Raw genomic sequence first — 17,078 nt, 5'->3', positions numbered from 1 at the left:
GTATGTCTAAGTACGACTCCCATTTAAAATGTTCGTTTTGTGGCAAGTCTCAAGAGCAGGTGCGTAAGTTGATCGCAGGGCCGGGAGTTTACATCTGCGACGAGTGCGTTGACTTGTGTAATGAAATACTAGATGAGGAGTTACTGGACACCAATGGTGTAGCGCCACAACCAGCACCAAAGTCTGAAGTGCCTCAAAAACGGCGGAACCGTTCTGCTAATCTCTCGTTTAATCAGATACCAAAACCCAGAGAGATTAAAAAATATCTCGATGAGCATGTCATTGGCCAAGAGGAAGCTAAAAAAGTTTTATCAGTCGCAGTTTACAACCACTACAAGCGGCTGGCAATCTTGCAGTCTAAAGGCAGTGGCAAAAACGGAGCAGATGACGCAGTAGAGCTACAGAAGTCTAACATTTTGTTAATTGGCCCGACTGGTTGCGGCAAAACCCTGTTAGCACAGACTCTAGCCAAGATTTTAGATGTACCTTTTGCTGTGGCGGATGCTACCACGTTAACAGAAGCGGGCTACGTCGGTGAAGATGTCGAAAATATCTTGCTGCGCCTGTTGCAAGTAGCAGACTTGGATGTAGAAGAAGCACAACGCGGGATTATCTACATCGATGAAATTGATAAAATTGCCCGCAAGAGTGAAAACCCATCAATTACACGAGATGTTTCTGGTGAAGGCGTACAACAAGCATTACTGAAAATGCTAGAAGGTACGATCGCCAATGTACCACCACAAGGAGGACGTAAACATCCGTATCAAGACTGCATCCAAATTGATACCAGTAATATTCTATTTGTCTGTGGTGGCGCTTTCGTTGGCTTAGAAAAAGTGGTAGAGCAAAGAGCCGGTAAAAAGTCAATCGGTTTTGTACAGCCAGGAGAAGGCCAATCAAAAGAAAAACGCGCCGCCGATGTGTTGCACAACCTGGAACCAGATGATTTGGTAAAATTTGGCATGATTCCAGAGTTTATTGGTCGAATACCAATGGTGGCGGTGGTTGATCCTCTGGATGAAGAAGCACTAATGGCGATTTTGACTCAACCGCGCAGTGCTTTGGTGAAACAATACCAAAAACTGCTGAAGATGGATAACGTCCAATTAGATTTTAAACAAGATGCCTTGCGAGCGATCGCTCAAGAAGCCTACCGCCGCAAAACGGGTGCAAGAGCATTGCGGGGTATTGTAGAAGAACTCATGCTAGATGTAATGTACGAGTTACCATCTCGTAAAGACGTGACTCGCTGCACAGTAACGCGAGAAATGGTCGAAAAACGCTCTACCGCCGAACTAATAGTACATCCATCTTCACTACCAAAACCAGAATCAGCGTAAATTAGTGCTAAGTGTTGGGTTTTAAGTGCTGAGTATTGATTAAAGTTAGGAAAGAGGAGTTTTGAGTGAGGAATTAATTACAAACTCAAAACTCCTAACTTTTATCTCCTAAATGCTAACTCTCAAACATGCCTTATATTGCTGTTCGTGGCGTTGAACATTACTACGAGTGGGTGAAACAATCATCTGCTGCTGTGAACAAACCTGTGATGGTATTCGTTCACGGTTGGGCTGGTTCAGCTAGGTATTGGAAAAGCACTGCGGAAGCTTTATCAGACCAATTTGATTGTTTACTCTATGATATGCGCGGGTTTGGGCGTTCTGGTGGGAAACCAACTCTAGTCCCAGCTAGTGAGTCTGTTGCTAATTCTGTGTCTAGTCAAGAAATATCAGCCGCAATTCAAGAGTTAACTTATGAATTGGAAGAATATGCTGATGATTTAGCGGTACTTTTAGATGAGTTGCATCTTGGACATGTTTACATCAATGCTCATTCAATGGGTGCGTCCGTTGCAACATTATTTTTTAACCGCTATCCCCACAAGGTAGAGCGAGGAATTTTAACTTGTAGTGGGATTTTTGAATATGATGAAAAAGCTTTTACAGCCTTTCATAAATTTGGCGGTTATGTAGTTAAATTCCGTCCCAAATGGTTAGGTAAAATTCCATTTGTTGACCGGATGTTTATGGCGAGATTTTTACATCGTTCCATACCAAAAGCTGAACGTCAGGCTTTTCTACAAGATTTTTTAGATGCAGATTATGATGCTGCTTTAGGCACAATTTTTACTTCTGTTAGTAAAGCACAATCGGAATTGATGCCGCAAGAATTTGCTCAATTAACAGTGCCAACGCTGCTAATTGCAGGTGAATATGACCAGATTATTCCCGCCGCAATGGGAAAACAAGCCGCAGCCATGAATGACCAAGTTGAGTTTGTGTTGATTCCTAATACAGCACATTTCCCAATGTTGGAAGATGCGCCGACTTACTTACGACGGGTGCGAGAGTTTTTGCAAGTTCCTTCTATTGTATAAATGTAGAGGTTGTAACTATGGCTCAAGCCTTACCTAGAGTAGTAACATTTGCGGAATTTGCTGCGTGGCGACCCGAAGGGGGGCGTTACGAATTGCATAATGGAGTGATTGTGGAAATGGCACAACCGCTTGGAGGTCATGAAGGAGTTGTGGGTTTTTTAGTTGAAGAGGTTGTGCCAGAATACAAACGGCTAAAATTACCGTACTTCTTACCAAAAACCGCGCTAGTCAAACCACCTGACAACGAATCAGGTTACTCCCCTGATATTTTGTTATTAAATCGGAAAAATCTGGTTCACGAACCACTGTGGAAAAAAGAATCAACCGTGATGGACGGTGCATCCATACCCTTGATTATTGAGATTGTCAGTACTAACTGGCGTGACGATTATCATAAAAAGTTTGCAGACTATGAAATTATCGGTGTATCTGAGTACTGGATTGTAGATTATGCCGCGTTAGGGGGACGAGAATTTATCGGTAATCCTAAAGAACCTACGATTTTTATCTGCGAACTGGTCGATGGAGAATACGTAAAAAGAATGTTCCGTGGTAATGATGTGATTGTTTCGCCTTCTTTCCCCAACCTTAACTTTACTGCACAACAGGTTTTTGATGCGGCTCTGACAGAGGAAGAGTAATTTTAAATTTGCGGGAAAATTAAAGAGCGATCGCCTGATGATTGGAGATGGTAAACTATGGGCGATCGCTTGAATTATACTTAACTTCAGTTTAATGTTATTTAATTGAGTCTATCTAATGTATTTGTCTCTTGCTCCTTATTATTTAAAGCAGCTTTCACCTTCTCGGTAATTTTGAACTCCTCTTGTGGAGATAGTTTTTCTGAGTCAGACTTATCGTTAATTCTTGCAGCTTTAATACGTTCGATAGAATCAAGTAAGTCACTTAGTTCGAGAATCTTCTTGCCTTTTCGAGCAGCTCTCATAGCTGCATCAATGACTGCATTTTTAATATCTCTACCACAAACATCTTCAACTTCCGCAAGTCGTTCAGAAGTCACATCTGTAGCTAATGGTAGTTGTGTAGGTAAATGTCTTTTCCAAATCTCTTGACGACAAGACTTATCTGGTAAAGGAAAATTGATATTGCGTACTCTAGTTTCAAATGCCTTGTCGTAGTTTTCGACGAGATTCGTGGAAAAAATCACAACCCCGCGAAATTTCTCCAAACAGATAAGTAATTGACTACGCATCGAATTGATAGCTTGCTCTGAACCTTGGGTAACATTAAGCTAGCCTTTTGGAAAGCAAGGAATCAGCTTCATCAATGAATAGTAAAGCATTATCTCGTTCTGCTGCCAAAAATATCGCTAGTTTTAGTTTTAAACGCAGAGGCTTGCTAAGGTCAACGTATAGGCGCTTCGCCTTCCCGAAGGGTAGGTACGCAGAGTCTTTAGTCCAGATATTAATCGTATACAGAATAATTGCTAATATTTACCCTCAATGTCCTACGATAACTTATGTAAACTACTATCAGAAAAATATCCAGACAGCTTCGCTACTTGGGTAATGGGTGGAGAACAAACTTCCGCAGAAGTATTAAAAACAGAATTGAGTATAGAGCCAATTCGAGCAGACTATGTAACATTTATGCGGTTACAAGGACGAATTCTCCATTTGGAATTTCAAACAAAAATAGAATCTGAGCCACCATTACCTCTGCGAATGCTGGATTATTGGGTGAGACTATATCGTTTGTATCGATTACCAATTACACAAGTAGTAGTGTTGCTTTTACCACCAGCAGTAGGAACGATAATTGAAACATGCTTTGAGTTAGAGTCTACACGCCATGAGTATCAGGTAATTAAGATGTGGGAGCAAGACCCAACAGAATTACTTAAGGATATAGCTTTGTTACCTTTAGCACCACTAGCAGCTACAACAAAACCGGAAGCTTTATTACAAAAAGTTGCTCAAAGAGTTACTCAACTTGAGCCAGAACAGCGACGAGAGGTATCTGGCTATGTTCAAATCTTAGCTGGGTTAAAATTTGAGAAGAATTTGATTCAGCAAATGTTTCGGGAGGGTATGATGCGCGAATCTGTGATTTATCAAGAGATCCTTCAGGAAGGCCTTCAAGAAGGTCGTCAGGAAGGACTTCAGGAAGGTAGACTGGAAGAGGCGCGATCGCTCATCCTGCGACTATTAACTCGTCAAATCGGGGATTTACCACAAACAATGCGATCGCAACTCGATGAACTCTCTGTCAATGAGTTAGAAGCTTTGGGTGAAGCTTTGCTTGATTTTAAACAGTTGACAGATTTAGAGTTCTGGTTATTGAATCGCTAGGGTTGCTTGGGTGCTGTATTTATGACATCAGACTTAATACCTCAATCCTTGCTCTTTCAGAATTGCATCTATCCAAGCTACATTCTCTGCTGAAATTGGAGGTAATGGTTGTTGAGTATAGTCAATTACCAAATCATAGTTACCTTCTTCATATAGCTGATTAATTAATGTTTGTAAATCGAGTAATGGTTCTGTATCCCCTTCACGTAAAGGTAAGAGAAAAGCAGGTATAGGATTTGGTAAATTAAATGGGTATAAATCAGCCTTCGGACGTGTTGTCGCACGACTGACCAAAATTCTATAGTCAGTTTGTAAATTGTTTTGGAGCGGCTGGATTGATTTACCATCCCGCAGTAAATCAATTTCTACCAAATTAGTGTAACTGCCTAAAACCTGTAATCGTTTTTTTATATAGGCATTTCTTCCTTCACCTGGGCGTTTATTTTTTGGCGATAAGATTTCAATTGTGGTGACAACTTCTTGTGTTGTTATATCTCGTACTTCTAAGTAGGTTTCTTTGACAGTTTCTGGCATAGCAACATCAACTGTCACAGCTTCAACAGATGGTAATTTTACAGTTAAGGTAGCTGCTTCTGGTGATGATTTTTGTGTTGTACTCTGCACTGAGACATCAGCAATTCCAACTAACAGTGAATCTTCATCAATTGTCTGATAGACTCGCTTTTCTATAGCAACTTTATATTTAGGACGCAATTGAGGATTCAATATGCGGAAAATTGCCGCAATTAATAGATTGTGAACTTCCGACCAAAATAGCGGATTTTCTAAATACGGGTTCATCCCTGGAAATGCTGAAGCCATCGCCACACCTCCAAATAGTTACTATTTTAATTCTTCATTAACTAATTGGTCTGAGCTATTGTATCGGTGTTGCTGATTAACTCAAACCTAACTCGCGTTTTAGTAAGTTAATTGAATCCAACCCAATATAATTTTCTACCTTCATTAATTTTGGTGGTCGAATAATATCTTCAGCCGCCGCTTGTACCGCTAATTGTACTGCCCGGAAACTAGCGACATCACTAATAATAACTTCCGCCCGCTTGACAATTGCCTGAAGTTTATAAGCATCTTTTGGTTGTGAAGTCATCACTAGTAGTTCATCACCACGTAAACCGTGCAGAATAACTTCAGCCGCACGGGCAATGCCTGTACTCAGGCTAACTATGCCTATACAATGATCTTTCGCTAAGTTTTTGACTAGATTCAGTTCTTTACTGTAGTCATAGATATCGAGAGGGATGACTCTGACAGCTTTTGGCGCAGCAATTTGTTCAACCTCACCAATAAAATAGCGACTGGTAACGACTGTAGCCGAGTTAGTTTTATCCAACACAGCTGCTAATTCTTCCATTCTGATTAACTGGATGGGTATTTTCAGAGATTGCTCTAATTCATATACCATCAATTCCCCAGCGCCGATATCTTGAGAAGGGACAGCAACCAGTACTTGGGCGCTACAACGCAAACGCCAATCCATTTCTGCCAAAAATAGCTCGCGGGCTTGACTGAGAGAACAGCCTTGGGCAAGGAGTTGATCAAGAGCTTGCTGTACGACTTTGTATGCTTCGGGGTGTTGTTGGAGAATGGGTGATTGTAATCTACTACCGCCCTCGTGTCCTTGAGCGCGGACATAAATTCCTGAACCTGCCAGACTTTCTACTAAGCCTTCGTCTTCTAGCTGTCGATAAACTTTACTAATAGTGTTGCGGTGTAACCCAGTTTGCATAGCTAATGCCCTTGTGCTGGGCAATTTGTAAGCTGGGGGATATTGGCGAGATGCGATCGCAAACCGGATTTGATTAAATAACTGGGTAGAAGCGGGAATTTCACTGTCTGGCTGAATACGGAATTGAATCATCACCAAAACTCCTGAATCAAGCAACAATCAGCAATTCACTACTGATGCTACTTGTAGTATTTTTTATTTGTAACACTTAAGAGGTAAGATCCGATACAGGACAAGTATAAAGCCATCTCATCTGGATTGGCGCAATATCTACATATCTAAACCAACTACAGTTACTTCCGGTGGGTGTTCCAGGGTAAATTGATAATATATCTCCCTTCGCTCTTGAGGTAAAACGGTTAATTCCCATTCTAAAATTCCCATCTCTCCCAGGGGAATTTGTGGTTGAATGCGAGTGAGGCGAATTTTAATTTGCTCGTTGCGGCTCACAGGTAATTGTTCGGTAATTTTTAAATTAGTTTCTTGATTGAGTAAGTTAGTAATTAATAACCGATAAGCGTAAGTAGTGCGGCGTTGATTGACAATGATTCTTTTATCAACTTGTCGCTCAACTAAGTTACGTTCAATTTTTAAATTTTCATCAATGCCTAAGTTCAAGCTAAATTCTTGTCCTGGCGCAATATTTTCTAATTGAGTTTTACCAACAAAAATACTATCTCGAAAAATATTGGCTTTTCCTGGTAATAAAGTTGCGCCATCAGCACTGTTTTTGACATTAGCTTGTAAATAAGCAAAGCTGACTAAACGCGGCATGGCGACATAATGAAAAACACAAGGATAATCATCATTAAAAATGATATTTTTATGGGGCGCACCGTCACTAGGAATATTGCTACCACCATTGAGTTTAAAAGTCACGACACTACCTTCTTTAGCAACTGTCGCTTTGACATTTTCTGCGGTTATGAAAGCATCATCCTCTAAATCCTCTTCTTCTGGGGAAAACATAGCTTCAGCCGCCGCAGGCGCAGCCGCTATGGTGGGTAATGATGGCCGGGGTAAAACTCGTTGCAATGAGCGCGAATGTAGGGTGTCAATGTACCAAGGTTCTAGTTTTGGTGGTAGAGTGCCTAACCCTGGTTTCGCGGTGGAGAGGGTGAGTGCCACATCTTGCCAATCTTCGCCAGTATTTTGCGTAACTTCTGCCAGATAGCTTAAATTTACCGACTGACTGGCACTATCAACTCGTAAGTCATAAAAGGGAGTCCAGCCAGCACGATTGACAATGTAGGACACTTCTAGTTCAAATTCGCCAGCACCAGCAACTTCAACACCAACCACCAAGTTAAAACTTTCTTTGGGATGGGGTGTTTGAATGTTGTGTAATGTGGCGCGGAGTGCTTGTAGTTGCTTATCTAATTCCTGTTGTTGACTGTGACAATCACCAGATGCGATCGCATATTCACTATACTGGCTGCCCAAAAAATTCAAAAAATCTAAGGTTTCGCTGAGACTGAGATTTTTGCGGGACAAACTTTGAGCAAATGGTTCTTCGGTTTTTTCCCGCAAACCCTCAATAAATTTTGCCTGTAAAGCTAAGGCATCAATTTGCGCCTGAAGATTGCGTTTTTCCGCTTCTATTTGTTGAATTTGGCGGGTTAACTGTGCTAATCGTTCGGCTACTGGTTCTGTAGTGTAAATGCGATCGCTACTCACTCCCAATAAGCTTACTCCTACAGTACCTGCACCGCTCACCCGCACAGAATCAGTTTCGAGAGTGACCGGCAGTGAATTAATCACCAATTCCCTTTCCACCCCTACCAAAGCAACTACACCTCGGCGTGTCACTAAGGCTTGATTACTGTAAACCGTCACGGCTACTACCTGGGTTGGGACTGTTTTTCTCAAAGAAGGAGTTTCCAGGTTTGTCACTGCCAGCTTTCCCCCATATCAAATGACTCTGCTGGTTAATTTTTTAATGGTTCAGGTACTTTCCGTCAAGCAAGTGGAAGATATAGCAGTGGAAGTATGGGTTAGGAGAATTAAAAAGTACAAATGCCAAGAAAGAGTAACAATTTTACCTCCTGCCTGGTTGGTGAGCGACTTGCCTTGAGCGTTCGCGCAGCGTCTCCGTCAGGAGAAGCCGAAAGGAGTCGAACCACTGGTTGGTGAGCGAAGTCGAACCACTGCCTTCTGCTATATCAAACCTCAATCAACAGTGCTGTAAATAGGTAGTTCAGTTTGTTCAACAAATGTTTTAGCAGCATCCAGCAAATACTCATAATAAGTCCGAGCCACAATTGATAACTGTTTTCCTGCCGGATAAACCATATACCAAGCTCGTTTAATCGGGAAGTGCTGCACATCCAAAATACTAAACTCCGAAGCATCTGAGAGTAAAGTATGACGGGATAAAACAGAAATACCTAAACCACCTGCGATCGCTTGTTTAATTGCTTCATTACTCCCCAATTCCAGCTTGACATTTACCTTTACCCCATGTTCTTCTAACAAAGCCTGCACAGCGCGGCGAGTTCCTGAACCGGGTTCACGCATAATAAAAGGCTCATCGTTTAACTCGTGAATTGGAATATTTTTCTCTTTGGCTAGACGATGATTTACTGGTGCAAAAACTACCAAAGGATTGTCTAAAAACGGCTCACAATTCACATCCAAATGTTCTGGAACCTGACTCATAATGTACAAATCATCCAGATTATTCATCATCCGATCAATAATTTTTTCGTGATTTGTGACTTGCAGCGAAATATCAATTCCTGGGTAACGCTGACAAAATGGCCCCAACAAACGCGGAATAAAATACTTAGCTGTGGTAATGACTGCTAAACGTAATTGCCCTTGCTTTAGCCCTTTTAAATCCGCAACTTTCATCTCAAACTGAGCAATAGTCTCAAAAATCTGCCTGCAAGTGGCAAACAGTTCTCTACCCGCCTCTGTCAAATACAAACGTTTCCCCACCTGCTCAAACAAGGGCAACCCTACAGATTTTGTCAATTGCTTAATTTGCATAGAGACAGTAGGTTGAGTCAGAAATAATTCTTCCGCAGCACGAGTAAAGCTACCATGCCGAGCCGCCGCTTCAAATACCTTCAACTGGTGTAGCGTCGCTTGGTTCAAGGGTGATTCTCCTCTAATAGCGATCTATAGATATAAAACTAGTATCACTAAACACCTACCAATCAAGCAGTGTCGCTCATACAAAGTTATGAGTTTTAGTATAGAGAAAAATCTATTTTCGCTATTAAAAGAAAGATATTTGATTTATAGTCCGTAAAAGTTATGATCAAAACAACAAGCGAAGCGTAAGATGCCTTCCAGCCAAGATGAATGCTGAATACTGAATGCTGAGGAGAATTTTCCCACGATTCATCCCTCAAAATTCACAATTCATCATTCATCCTTCCATAATTCTTCAGTAATTTTTGTGGGTAACTTGGCTAAATCAGGCAACTGAAGTACCTCTAACTCAGCAACTTGCTCCTTAATATTCACTGGCATCTGGATGGGTTGGCGTTCTTCTATCCAACAACTTGCCACAGGTAAAGTTTGTTCCAACTCATCCAAAGGCCTCGGAATCACCATCACTGCATTCAATTCCCCAATCCGTTCTGCCTCGTACATTCCCGCTTCCACTGCGACTGCGACATTAGCCACAGAACCACGAATAATAGCTGTACACAAACCCGCACCGATTTTTTCATACGCTGCCAACTGCACATCAGCCGATTTCAACATGGCATCGCAAGCTCCTACCATCGCCGGAAAACCCCGCGTTTCCACTAATCCAATCGCTAAATTACTCAAACGACTGTAGCTTCCTTCCTCCATGTATTTACTTAATCTATTTGTAATCGGCAATACTACATCTAGATTGGGAAACGGGCGAGGAATTACCAAACTAGAAACCAACTGACCAAACTGTTCAGCAGTTTGTACACCTGATTCTACTGCCAGGCGGACATCAGCAATACCACCCCGTACAATTGCTGTACAGTGACCACTGCCAATTTTTTCATATCCCACTAGGTGAACCCCAGCAGATTTTAACATCATATCAGCCGTGCCAACTATGGCTGGAAAGCTGAGGGTAGATACCAAGCCCAAGGCAGTATCCTTGAGGTTATCTCTATCTCGTCGACGTGATGCTGCCCGAACAGTACTAAGGGACTGTTGATTATATGTGTCCATGTGAATTCTCCAGGATACTCACAGTCTATGCTAAAGGTAAGCGAAAGGCTGAAGAATCAAGAATAAAAGATGAAAGCGGTCTTTTTCATCCTTCATAATCCATACTTCATAACTTTAGGGGACAACTTACAATTAACACTTATTCAGGCGGTTCGTCAGACTTAGGATTGTTCAAGGATTGCCTATGGGGAAACAATGTTGTTAATAGCCTGTGAATACTTCCTTGCCCATAAATTTGAGTGCCAAATATATCTGGAGACTCAGAATTTTCCGCACTTACTTCTGATGAACTAGCAGTAGTTTCATCGTTTTGGTTCGGAGGTGGTTGGGCAGAAGGTGTGGGCGAAGGTTGAGGAATCGAAATCGACTGGTGCGTTAACTCCAAGAAAGCAGAAGCGGAGAGATTAGTAGAGGAAATAGAAATCGGTTTGGCCTCAGTTTCTCCTAAATTATTGTCTTCTGGTGGTTGCTGTTGAGTATCAGGAACAGCAGCATCACTGATGGGTGGTGCTGGCACTTCGGCAAGACTAATCTGACGACTAGTATCTCCTAACACTGAGCTTGGTGGTATGACTGTTCCTGGTGCGACAGAACAGTTAAAAACTGTTGTGGCTGCACCAATACAAGCATTTGTACCAATTTTGCCGATTCCTACCATCAAAAAGCCGGCTCCTAGGTTAGCCCCTGCTTCTATTTCCAGGGTTCCTTCATTGACTTGGAGAATTGACCCCATACCAATACAAACACCAGGGCCAATAATGATTTTGCCGTTGGTAGCCGCTTGGAGTATGACACCAGGTGCTAATACTGCACTGGGATGAATGATCACCTCGCCACTAATATAAGGGTCAAAGTTATTGTGGAGGCGCAGTAGCGGCACAGACATGGAAAATTAAACCTCGGAAGATAGAAGTGCCGAGTGCTGAGTGCAATTACAGCATCTTCAGTTTAGAAATAAAATGAGTAGTTTACTAAACTGACTTGCCTTTAACTCAGCGAGAAGCCGGAGCGGCGGAAGCCGCCGCTCTGAACTTCGGTGATTCAGCACTTTCAACTCAGCACTTCTACGGACGTTGAATAATTGTTTCTAACACACGACGTTTGGCTTTGGGGTCAATGCCAATCAAGCGCAGGTATTCACCTTCATATTCAGACAGGTATGCTTCTAAAGCTGCGATCGCATCTCTTTCTGATCTAGCCTCAATTTGGCCACAGCTAGACCAAGAACCAGTCCGAAAACGTCTTTGGTCTACGTGTTCAGCACTAATTTTGTAACCGCCAGCCAGCAATTGCCGTAACTGGTCTACAACTTCTGCATTCAAACGGTTGCTGCTGACAGGCGCTGTTGCTGTTGCTGTTGCCGAGCCATAACTGCTGGTAGCAGCGTAAGATTTTTGGCCATTCGAGGGCGCAACTGGGCCATTCGGTCTTTGAATAATACTTTCTAATACCCGGCGTTTAGCTTTCGGGTCAATGCCAATCAAGCGCACATATTCACCTTGATGGCTTTCAATACATTCTTCTAAGGCCGCTACAACTTGGTCGGCTGAAGTAGCTTCTATCGGCTTACAACTAGCCCAAGAGCCAGTCCGAAAACGACGCTCATCTACGTGTTCTGTCCCAATTTTATAGCCACCAGCCAAGAGTTTGCGGATTTGGTCTACAGTTTCCGCACTGATGGAACCAATTCCAGCACTGCTACTATGACCATTGCCGTTGTAGCCAGCACTACCTGTACTTGCGGGAGCTTTAAAGCTGGTAGTTGGTTGAACTACACCATCTGGGCGTTGAATAATAGTTTCTAACACCCGACGCTTACCTTTGGGGTCAATCCCAAATAAACGCACGTACTCACCACTATGGTCTGCCAAACAGCCTTCTAATGCTGATAAGGCTTCATTCAATGATCTGGGTTCAATTGGCTGACAGCTAGTCCAACAACCTGTACGGAACCGTCTTTGATCTACATGTTCTGTACCAATTTTGTAACCTTGCTCCAGTAGATAGCGTACTTGATCGACTGTTTCTGCACCCAAGCTATTGCTCGCCACTTCACTACTCCTTTCCAACTCTAAAACAGTTAAACCATTACTACTTGTATAAGATTTAGCTAATTCATCCCGGATGGGTGCAATACATTTGTTATCAGCAGCACAAAGATAACCAGCCCGCAGTGCCTGATTAATTCCCACGACATGATGGGCAAATTGCTGGTCTTGGTTCTGCACATCTGGCAGACGGTCAGCTTGCTGCTGGCTGGTGATTATCGCTCCCGACGGTACATATTTACCTGGGGGAATTTCTACATCTTGTATTAAAGCGTGCATCATCACGATGCAACCTGCGCCTACTCTGGCATTAAATACTGTGGAGCGAAAGCCAATAAAGCAGCTATCCCCTACATACGCTGGGCCATGAATCAAAGCCATGTGGGTAATGGAAGCATTCTTCCCAATCCACACCGAGTATTCATTGCCATCATCACCGATGACTCGGCCTTGCTCCAACCCATGAATCACTACACCATCTTGGATATTGGTATTTTCACCGATGTAAAAAGGTGTACCTTCATCCGCCCTAATCGAAGTCCCTGGAGCGACGATTACATTTGCACCAATCCGTACATCTCCAATCACGTTGGAGAAGGAGTGGACAAATGAGGTTTTGTGGATTTCTGGCTCAGCTAAACTTCGTGACCACGGGGTTGGGGGTGCCGCCGTGCTGCTGACTGCCATTGCGAGATTCCTCCTGAATTAAGCTTTTTGTCTGTTAGTCTTTGGTCACTTGTCCCTTGTCCTTTGTTCTTTGTCTCAAACCAATGACTAATGACTAATGACTAATGACTATCTATATTGGTCTTTTTTACTGTAAATCAGGCGATCTTGAACATGAATAGTATCAATTATCGCCACCACTGCTGCATCCAAAGGGCGTTGTTCGTTGCCAAGAATTTGACGAGCGGCGCTGCCACGGCTGACTAGCACCCACTCATCTACTCCTGCGCCTACGGTATCTGCTGCTACCTCGTACTTTGGTAAGGTATTTCCTTCTTCATCCACTAACTGCAACATCAGTAGTTTGACACCGCGAAGACTTGGATCTTTTTGAGTGCTAACTACTGTGCCACGTACTTTGGCAATTTGCATTATATGTTATGGTCTTCTACCGCCGAAAGGTCGAATTGCGTTAACATTTTCCCGGAATTGCTCTACGTCTTCTGTATAACGAATTGGCAGGACGTATTCTAAGTTTTCATGGGGACGAGCAATGATGTGTGTCGATAGCACTTGTCCGCCATTAACTCGCTTCACTGATTCCACACCTGCTGCTACAGAAGCTTGGACTTCGGAAACATCACCCCGCACAATTACTGTTACCCGACCACTACCGATTTTTTCGTAACCTACTAAGGTTACACGGGCAGCTTTCACCATCGCGTCAGCAGCTTCTACTACTGCTGGAAAGCCAAGTGTTTCTACCATTCCCACTGCAATTGACATTAGTTTTGATCCCTATTTAAATTTTCTCAAACAAACAAAAGCCTAGCTCAAGCAAGCAACCCCGTTAGTCATTTTGTATTATCGACTGTTAAGTGCGAAACTGTTCCACTGCTTCTGTGTAACGAATCGGCAAAACATATTCCAAGTTTTCGTGGGGACGAGCAATGATGTGGGTGGAAACCACTTCACCACCATTTACTCTTCTGGCTGCTTCAATTCCAGCTGCAACTGAGGCTTGCACTTCCGAAACATCACCCCGCACAATGACGGTGACACGGGCGCTACCAATTTTTTCATACCCTACCAATGTTACACGGGCGGCTTTAACCATCGCATCAGCAGCTTCTACTACTGCTGGAAAGCCCTTTGTCTCAATCATTCCAACTGCAATTGGCATCGCAGAAACTCCTAAAAATTTAATCCAATCAGTACTGTGGTTTGAAAATTGTGACGGGGAAGCTCATCTTGAGCTAAAAGACACTTCCAAAAATAAGCATAGGAAAGCTTGGCTCCCCTGGCAATATAAATTAGTATAATAGTTTATAATAAAAAAGTTTTAAAAAACTTAATTCTTTGTCATACGGTGTTTCTGCTCTGTTTAAGTCCACTGATTCCAAGAGCAGGCGCTTATGCTTTATAATTTTTTTATTACATATCCAAATCGCTGTTCATAGCCAAGACTAATCGTCTCTGGTGAGGAAGGTAAAACTACTGCATCTTTTACAGTTTCTATCTTTCCTCCGTTTTGTGGTATGTAAATAGGAATATCTAAAAAGCATATAACTTTTTTAAATATATCTGATAAATATCTCTGCTAAACATCAGAAATAGAAATTTACAAATGAGTATGGTTCCAATGAAAGGTGGAGAATTTGAATATGTAAATAAATTATGTTAGCTGACATTTAGGCATTAATTTTGCAATCCTAAAAATTATTACACATTTTTTAGAAACCAAATTTAACATAGATTTTCATCCAAAAAGCTAAGTCAAAGATGATTTTTCAAAAGGTAAAAAAAATTCAGGCAGAGTTGTAAAGGTAAGCAAATTAAATGAATCAGTTTCTATTTTCAACAAGTTGGTGTGTGCCTTTGTATAGCTTGATAGGCGCACTTTTAACTTTGCCCTGGGCGATGGGAGTCATTAGAAGGACAGGCCCTAGACCAGCAGCTTATATCAACTTGTTGACTACTGTTTTGGGTTTTGCCCATAGCTTGTTTGTCTTTAAAGATGTTTGGGACAGAGAACCAGAGAATTTACTGGTTAGTTGGTTTCAAGCGGCAGATTTAAACTTATCCTTTGCATTAGAACTATCGCCTGTGAGTATTGGGGCGACTGTTTTAATCACTGGCTTAAGTTTGTTGGCACAAATTTACGCTTTGGGCTATCTAGAAAAAGATTGGTCTTTAGCACGCTTTTTTGGGCTACTGGGATTTTTTGAAGCGGCATTAAGTGGTTTAGCTGTTAGTGACTCTTTATTTCTCAGTTATGCTTTGCTCGAAGTCCTGACCCTATCTACATACCTGCTGGTGGGTTTTTGGTACGCACAACCTTTGGTGGTGACAGCAGCGCGGGATGCTTTCTTAACTAAGCGGGTGGGCGACTTGTTGTTGCTGATGTCTGTGGTGACGCTTTCGAGTTGGGCTGGCAGTTTGAATTTTTCGGATTTGTATGAGTGGGCGCAAACCGCAGAATTAAGCCCAGTGGCCTCTACATTACTAGGTTTAGGATTAATTGCGGGGCCAGCAGGTAAATGCGCTCAGTTTCCTTTGCATTTATGGTTAGATGAAGCGATGGAAGGGCCAAACCCAGCTTCGGTGATGCGAAATTCGCTGGTAGTCGCTGGTGGTGCTTATCTACTCTACAAACTGCAACCAATTTTGGCTTTATCACCAGTGGCGTTGAATGCGCTGATAGTCATGGGTTCAGTGACGGCAGTAGGGGCCACTTTGGTGTCTTTGGCTCAAATTGATATTAAGCGATCGCTCTCCCACTCCACTAGTGCATACATGGGACTGGTGTTTTTGGCGGTAGGGATGCAGCAAGGAGGCGTAGCTTTAATGCTGCTGTTGACCCATGCGATCGCCAAAGCATTATTATTTATGAGTTCGGGTTCGGTAATTTATACCACCAATACCCAAGATTTAACTGAAATGGGCGGTTTATGGTCGCGGATGCCAGCTACCACTACCGCCTTTGTTGTGGGTGCGGCTGGGATGATTACATTACTGCCACTGGGAAGCTTTTGGGCAATGTTGTCCTGGGCTGATGGTTTGGTGGCTATTAGCCCTTGGGTAATTGCCATTTTAGTCATTGTAAATGGTTTCACAGCCTTAAACTTGACGCGGGTATTTCGCTTAATCTTTTGGGGTAAACCACAGCAAAAAACTCGCCGTACACCGGAAGTCGGCTGGCAGATGGCATTGCCAATGGTAACGCTGACCATCATGACCTTACTACTACCCCTGATGCTTCAGCAATGGTACTTACTGCCCAGCCGGGAAAGTATTAATTGGTATGTAGTATCAACATTGCTGGTTTCGACTGTAGTTGGAGTAGGTATTGGTTCAACAATGTACCTGCATAAAGCTTGGTCAAGATCCAGAATTTTGGTATGGCGATTCTTACAAGACTTGTTGGGTTACGATTTTTACATAGACAGGATCTATCGGGTGACAGTAGTTGGGGCAGTCGCCTTTTTATCTAGGATATCGGCTTGGAGCGATCGCTATCTTGTTGATGGCTTAGTAAACTTTGTGGGTATTTTCACCATTTTTGGTGGGCAAAGTTTAAGGTACAGCATTTCTGGCCAATCTCAAGGCTATATGTTCACCATCCTGGTTGTGATCAGCATTTTGGGTTTCTTCATCAGTTGGTCATTAGGACTGCTGAACAACTTGCATTTTTAACAGTGCTGAGTGCTGAGTGCTGAGTAAACAATACTAATCCCTACTCCCTACTCCCT

Annotated in this window: 16 protein-coding genes; 5 read left to right on the top strand and 11 right to left on the bottom strand. The window is 42.6% G+C overall.

What is annotated here, in order from left to right; genetic code table 11:
* The first annotated feature begins 2 nt into the window (after positions 1-2).
* The 3 genes from clpX (at position 3) to H6G77_RS10860 (ending at position 3,021) form a co-directional block, all read left to right on the top strand.
* Positions 3-1,343 (top strand): ATP-dependent protease ATP-binding subunit ClpX, encoded by a 1,341-nt coding sequence (gene clpX / locus H6G77_RS10870; RefSeq protein WP_190590481.1) that lies wholly within the window; start codon positions 3-5, stop codon positions 1,341-1,343.
* 128 nt (positions 1,344-1,471) lie between these two features.
* Complete coding sequence (locus H6G77_RS10865; RefSeq protein WP_190871561.1) at positions 1,472-2,380, top strand: alpha/beta fold hydrolase; 909 nt, start codon at positions 1,472-1,474, stop codon at positions 2,378-2,380.
* A gap of 17 nt (positions 2,381-2,397) precedes the next feature.
* Positions 2,398-3,021 carry a Uma2 family endonuclease gene (locus tag H6G77_RS10860; RefSeq protein WP_190871560.1) on the top strand — a complete coding sequence of 208 codons (624 nt, stop codon included), beginning with the start codon at positions 2,398-2,400 and terminating at the stop codon, positions 3,019-3,021.
* Positions 3,022-3,122: 101 nt separating this feature from the next.
* Here H6G77_RS10860 and H6G77_RS10855 read toward each other — a convergent pair whose 3' ends face one another.
* A complete protein-coding gene (locus tag H6G77_RS10855) occupies positions 3,123-3,548 on the bottom strand; it encodes a hypothetical protein (protein WP_190871559.1) in 426 nt (141 codons plus the stop codon).
* Between the two features lie 295 nt (positions 3,549-3,843).
* Here H6G77_RS10855 and H6G77_RS10850 point away from each other — a divergent pair, with 295 nt between their 5' ends.
* Entirely contained in the window at positions 3,844-4,692 is an 849-nt protein-coding gene (locus H6G77_RS10850; RefSeq protein ID WP_190871558.1) for a DUF4351 domain-containing protein, read from the top strand.
* 33 nt (positions 4,693-4,725) lie between these two features.
* Here the strand turns inward: H6G77_RS10850 and H6G77_RS10845 are convergent, their stop codons facing one another.
* The 10 genes from H6G77_RS10845 to H6G77_RS10800 form a co-directional block, all read right to left on the bottom strand.
* On the bottom strand, positions 4,726-5,514 hold the full coding sequence (locus tag H6G77_RS10845; protein ID WP_190871557.1) for a DUF4058 family protein: 789 nt from the start codon (positions 5,512-5,514) through the stop codon (positions 4,726-4,728).
* A 76-nt stretch (positions 5,515-5,590) separates the two neighbouring features.
* Positions 5,591-6,574, bottom strand: a complete 984-nt coding sequence (locus H6G77_RS10840) for a GntR family transcriptional regulator (protein WP_190590485.1) — start codon at positions 6,572-6,574, stop codon at positions 5,591-5,593.
* Between the two features lie 138 nt (positions 6,575-6,712).
* Positions 6,713-8,335, bottom strand: a complete 1,623-nt coding sequence (locus H6G77_RS10835) for a mucoidy inhibitor MuiA family protein (protein ID WP_190871556.1) — start codon at positions 8,333-8,335, stop codon at positions 6,713-6,715.
* A gap of 276 nt (positions 8,336-8,611) precedes the next feature.
* Positions 8,612-9,541, bottom strand: coding sequence for a LysR family transcriptional regulator (locus tag H6G77_RS10830; RefSeq protein ID WP_190590487.1), 930 nt, complete (start codon positions 9,539-9,541; stop codon positions 8,612-8,614).
* A 273-nt stretch (positions 9,542-9,814) separates the two neighbouring features.
* A complete protein-coding gene (locus H6G77_RS10825) occupies positions 9,815-10,612 on the bottom strand; it encodes a BMC domain-containing protein (RefSeq protein ID WP_190871555.1) in 798 nt (265 codons plus the stop codon).
* A gap of 139 nt (positions 10,613-10,751) precedes the next feature.
* Entirely contained in the window at positions 10,752-11,498 is a 747-nt protein-coding gene (locus H6G77_RS10820; protein WP_190590489.1) for a transferase, read from the bottom strand.
* Positions 11,499-11,676: 178 nt separating this feature from the next.
* The gene (locus H6G77_RS10815; RefSeq protein WP_190667973.1) at positions 11,677-13,347 is read right to left on the bottom strand and encodes a ribulose bisphosphate carboxylase small subunit; all 1,671 of its coding nucleotides are present in this window, start codon (positions 13,345-13,347) and stop codon (positions 11,677-11,679) included.
* Positions 13,348-13,455: 108 nt separating this feature from the next.
* Complete coding sequence (locus tag H6G77_RS10810) at positions 13,456-13,758, bottom strand: EutN/CcmL family microcompartment protein (RefSeq protein WP_062293088.1); 303 nt, start codon at positions 13,756-13,758, stop codon at positions 13,456-13,458.
* Positions 13,759-13,764: 6 nt separating this feature from the next.
* Complete coding sequence (locus H6G77_RS10805; protein WP_015111750.1) at positions 13,765-14,112, bottom strand: carbon dioxide-concentrating mechanism protein CcmK; 348 nt, start codon at positions 14,110-14,112, stop codon at positions 13,765-13,767.
* A gap of 88 nt (positions 14,113-14,200) precedes the next feature.
* Positions 14,201-14,509 (bottom strand): carbon dioxide-concentrating mechanism protein CcmK, encoded by a 309-nt coding sequence (locus H6G77_RS10800; protein ID WP_010995042.1) that lies wholly within the window; start codon positions 14,507-14,509, stop codon positions 14,201-14,203.
* A 656-nt stretch (positions 14,510-15,165) separates the two neighbouring features.
* Between H6G77_RS10800 and H6G77_RS10795 the strand changes: the two genes are divergently transcribed.
* On the top strand, positions 15,166-17,022 hold the full coding sequence (locus H6G77_RS10795) for an NAD(P)H-quinone oxidoreductase subunit F (RefSeq protein ID WP_190590491.1): 1,857 nt from the start codon (positions 15,166-15,168) through the stop codon (positions 17,020-17,022).
* Positions 17,023-17,078: the final 56 nt, after the last annotated feature.

Origin of the sequence: Aulosira sp. FACHB-615, assembly GCF_014698045.1 — a bacterium.
GTDB lineage: Bacteria > Cyanobacteriota > Cyanobacteriia > Cyanobacteriales > Nostocaceae > Nostoc_B.
Note: the sequence above shows the minus strand (reverse complement) of the source record. Positions and strands in the feature narration are given on the sequence as shown.

Excerpts from the sequence above, each read along its gene's own strand:
- clpX (WP_190590481.1), top strand. The coding sequence starts at position 3 with ATGTCTAAGTACGACTCCCATTTAAAATGTTCGTTTTGTGGCAAGTCT.
- H6G77_RS10865 (WP_190871561.1), top strand. The coding sequence starts at position 1,472 with ATGCCTTATATTGCTGTTCGTGGCGTTGAACATTACTACGAGTGGGTG.
- H6G77_RS10860 (WP_190871560.1), top strand. The coding sequence starts at position 2,398 with ATGGCTCAAGCCTTACCTAGAGTAGTAACATTTGCGGAATTTGCTGCG.
- H6G77_RS10850 (WP_190871558.1), top strand. The coding sequence starts at position 3,844 with ATGTCCTACGATAACTTATGTAAACTACTATCAGAAAAATATCCAGAC.
- H6G77_RS10845 (WP_190871557.1), bottom strand. The coding sequence starts at position 5,514 with ATGGCTTCAGCATTTCCAGGGATGAACCCGTATTTAGAAAATCCGCTA.
- H6G77_RS10840 (WP_190590485.1), bottom strand. The coding sequence starts at position 6,574 with ATGATTCAATTCCGTATTCAGCCAGACAGTGAAATTCCCGCTTCTACC.
- H6G77_RS10825 (WP_190871555.1), bottom strand. The coding sequence starts at position 10,612 with ATGGACACATATAATCAACAGTCCCTTAGTACTGTTCGGGCAGCATCA.
- H6G77_RS10820 (WP_190590489.1), bottom strand. The coding sequence starts at position 11,498 with ATGTCTGTGCCGCTACTGCGCCTCCACAATAACTTTGACCCTTATATT.
- H6G77_RS10815 (WP_190667973.1), bottom strand. The coding sequence starts at position 13,347 with ATGGCAGTCAGCAGCACGGCGGCACCCCCAACCCCGTGGTCACGAAGT.
- H6G77_RS10810 (WP_062293088.1), bottom strand. The coding sequence starts at position 13,758 with ATGCAAATTGCCAAAGTACGTGGCACAGTAGTTAGCACTCAAAAAGAT.
- H6G77_RS10805 (WP_015111750.1), bottom strand. The coding sequence starts at position 14,112 with ATGTCAATTGCAGTGGGAATGGTAGAAACACTTGGCTTTCCAGCAGTA.
- H6G77_RS10800 (WP_010995042.1), bottom strand. The coding sequence starts at position 14,509 with ATGCCAATTGCAGTTGGAATGATTGAGACAAAGGGCTTTCCAGCAGTA.
- H6G77_RS10795 (WP_190590491.1), top strand. The coding sequence starts at position 15,166 with ATGAATCAGTTTCTATTTTCAACAAGTTGGTGTGTGCCTTTGTATAGC.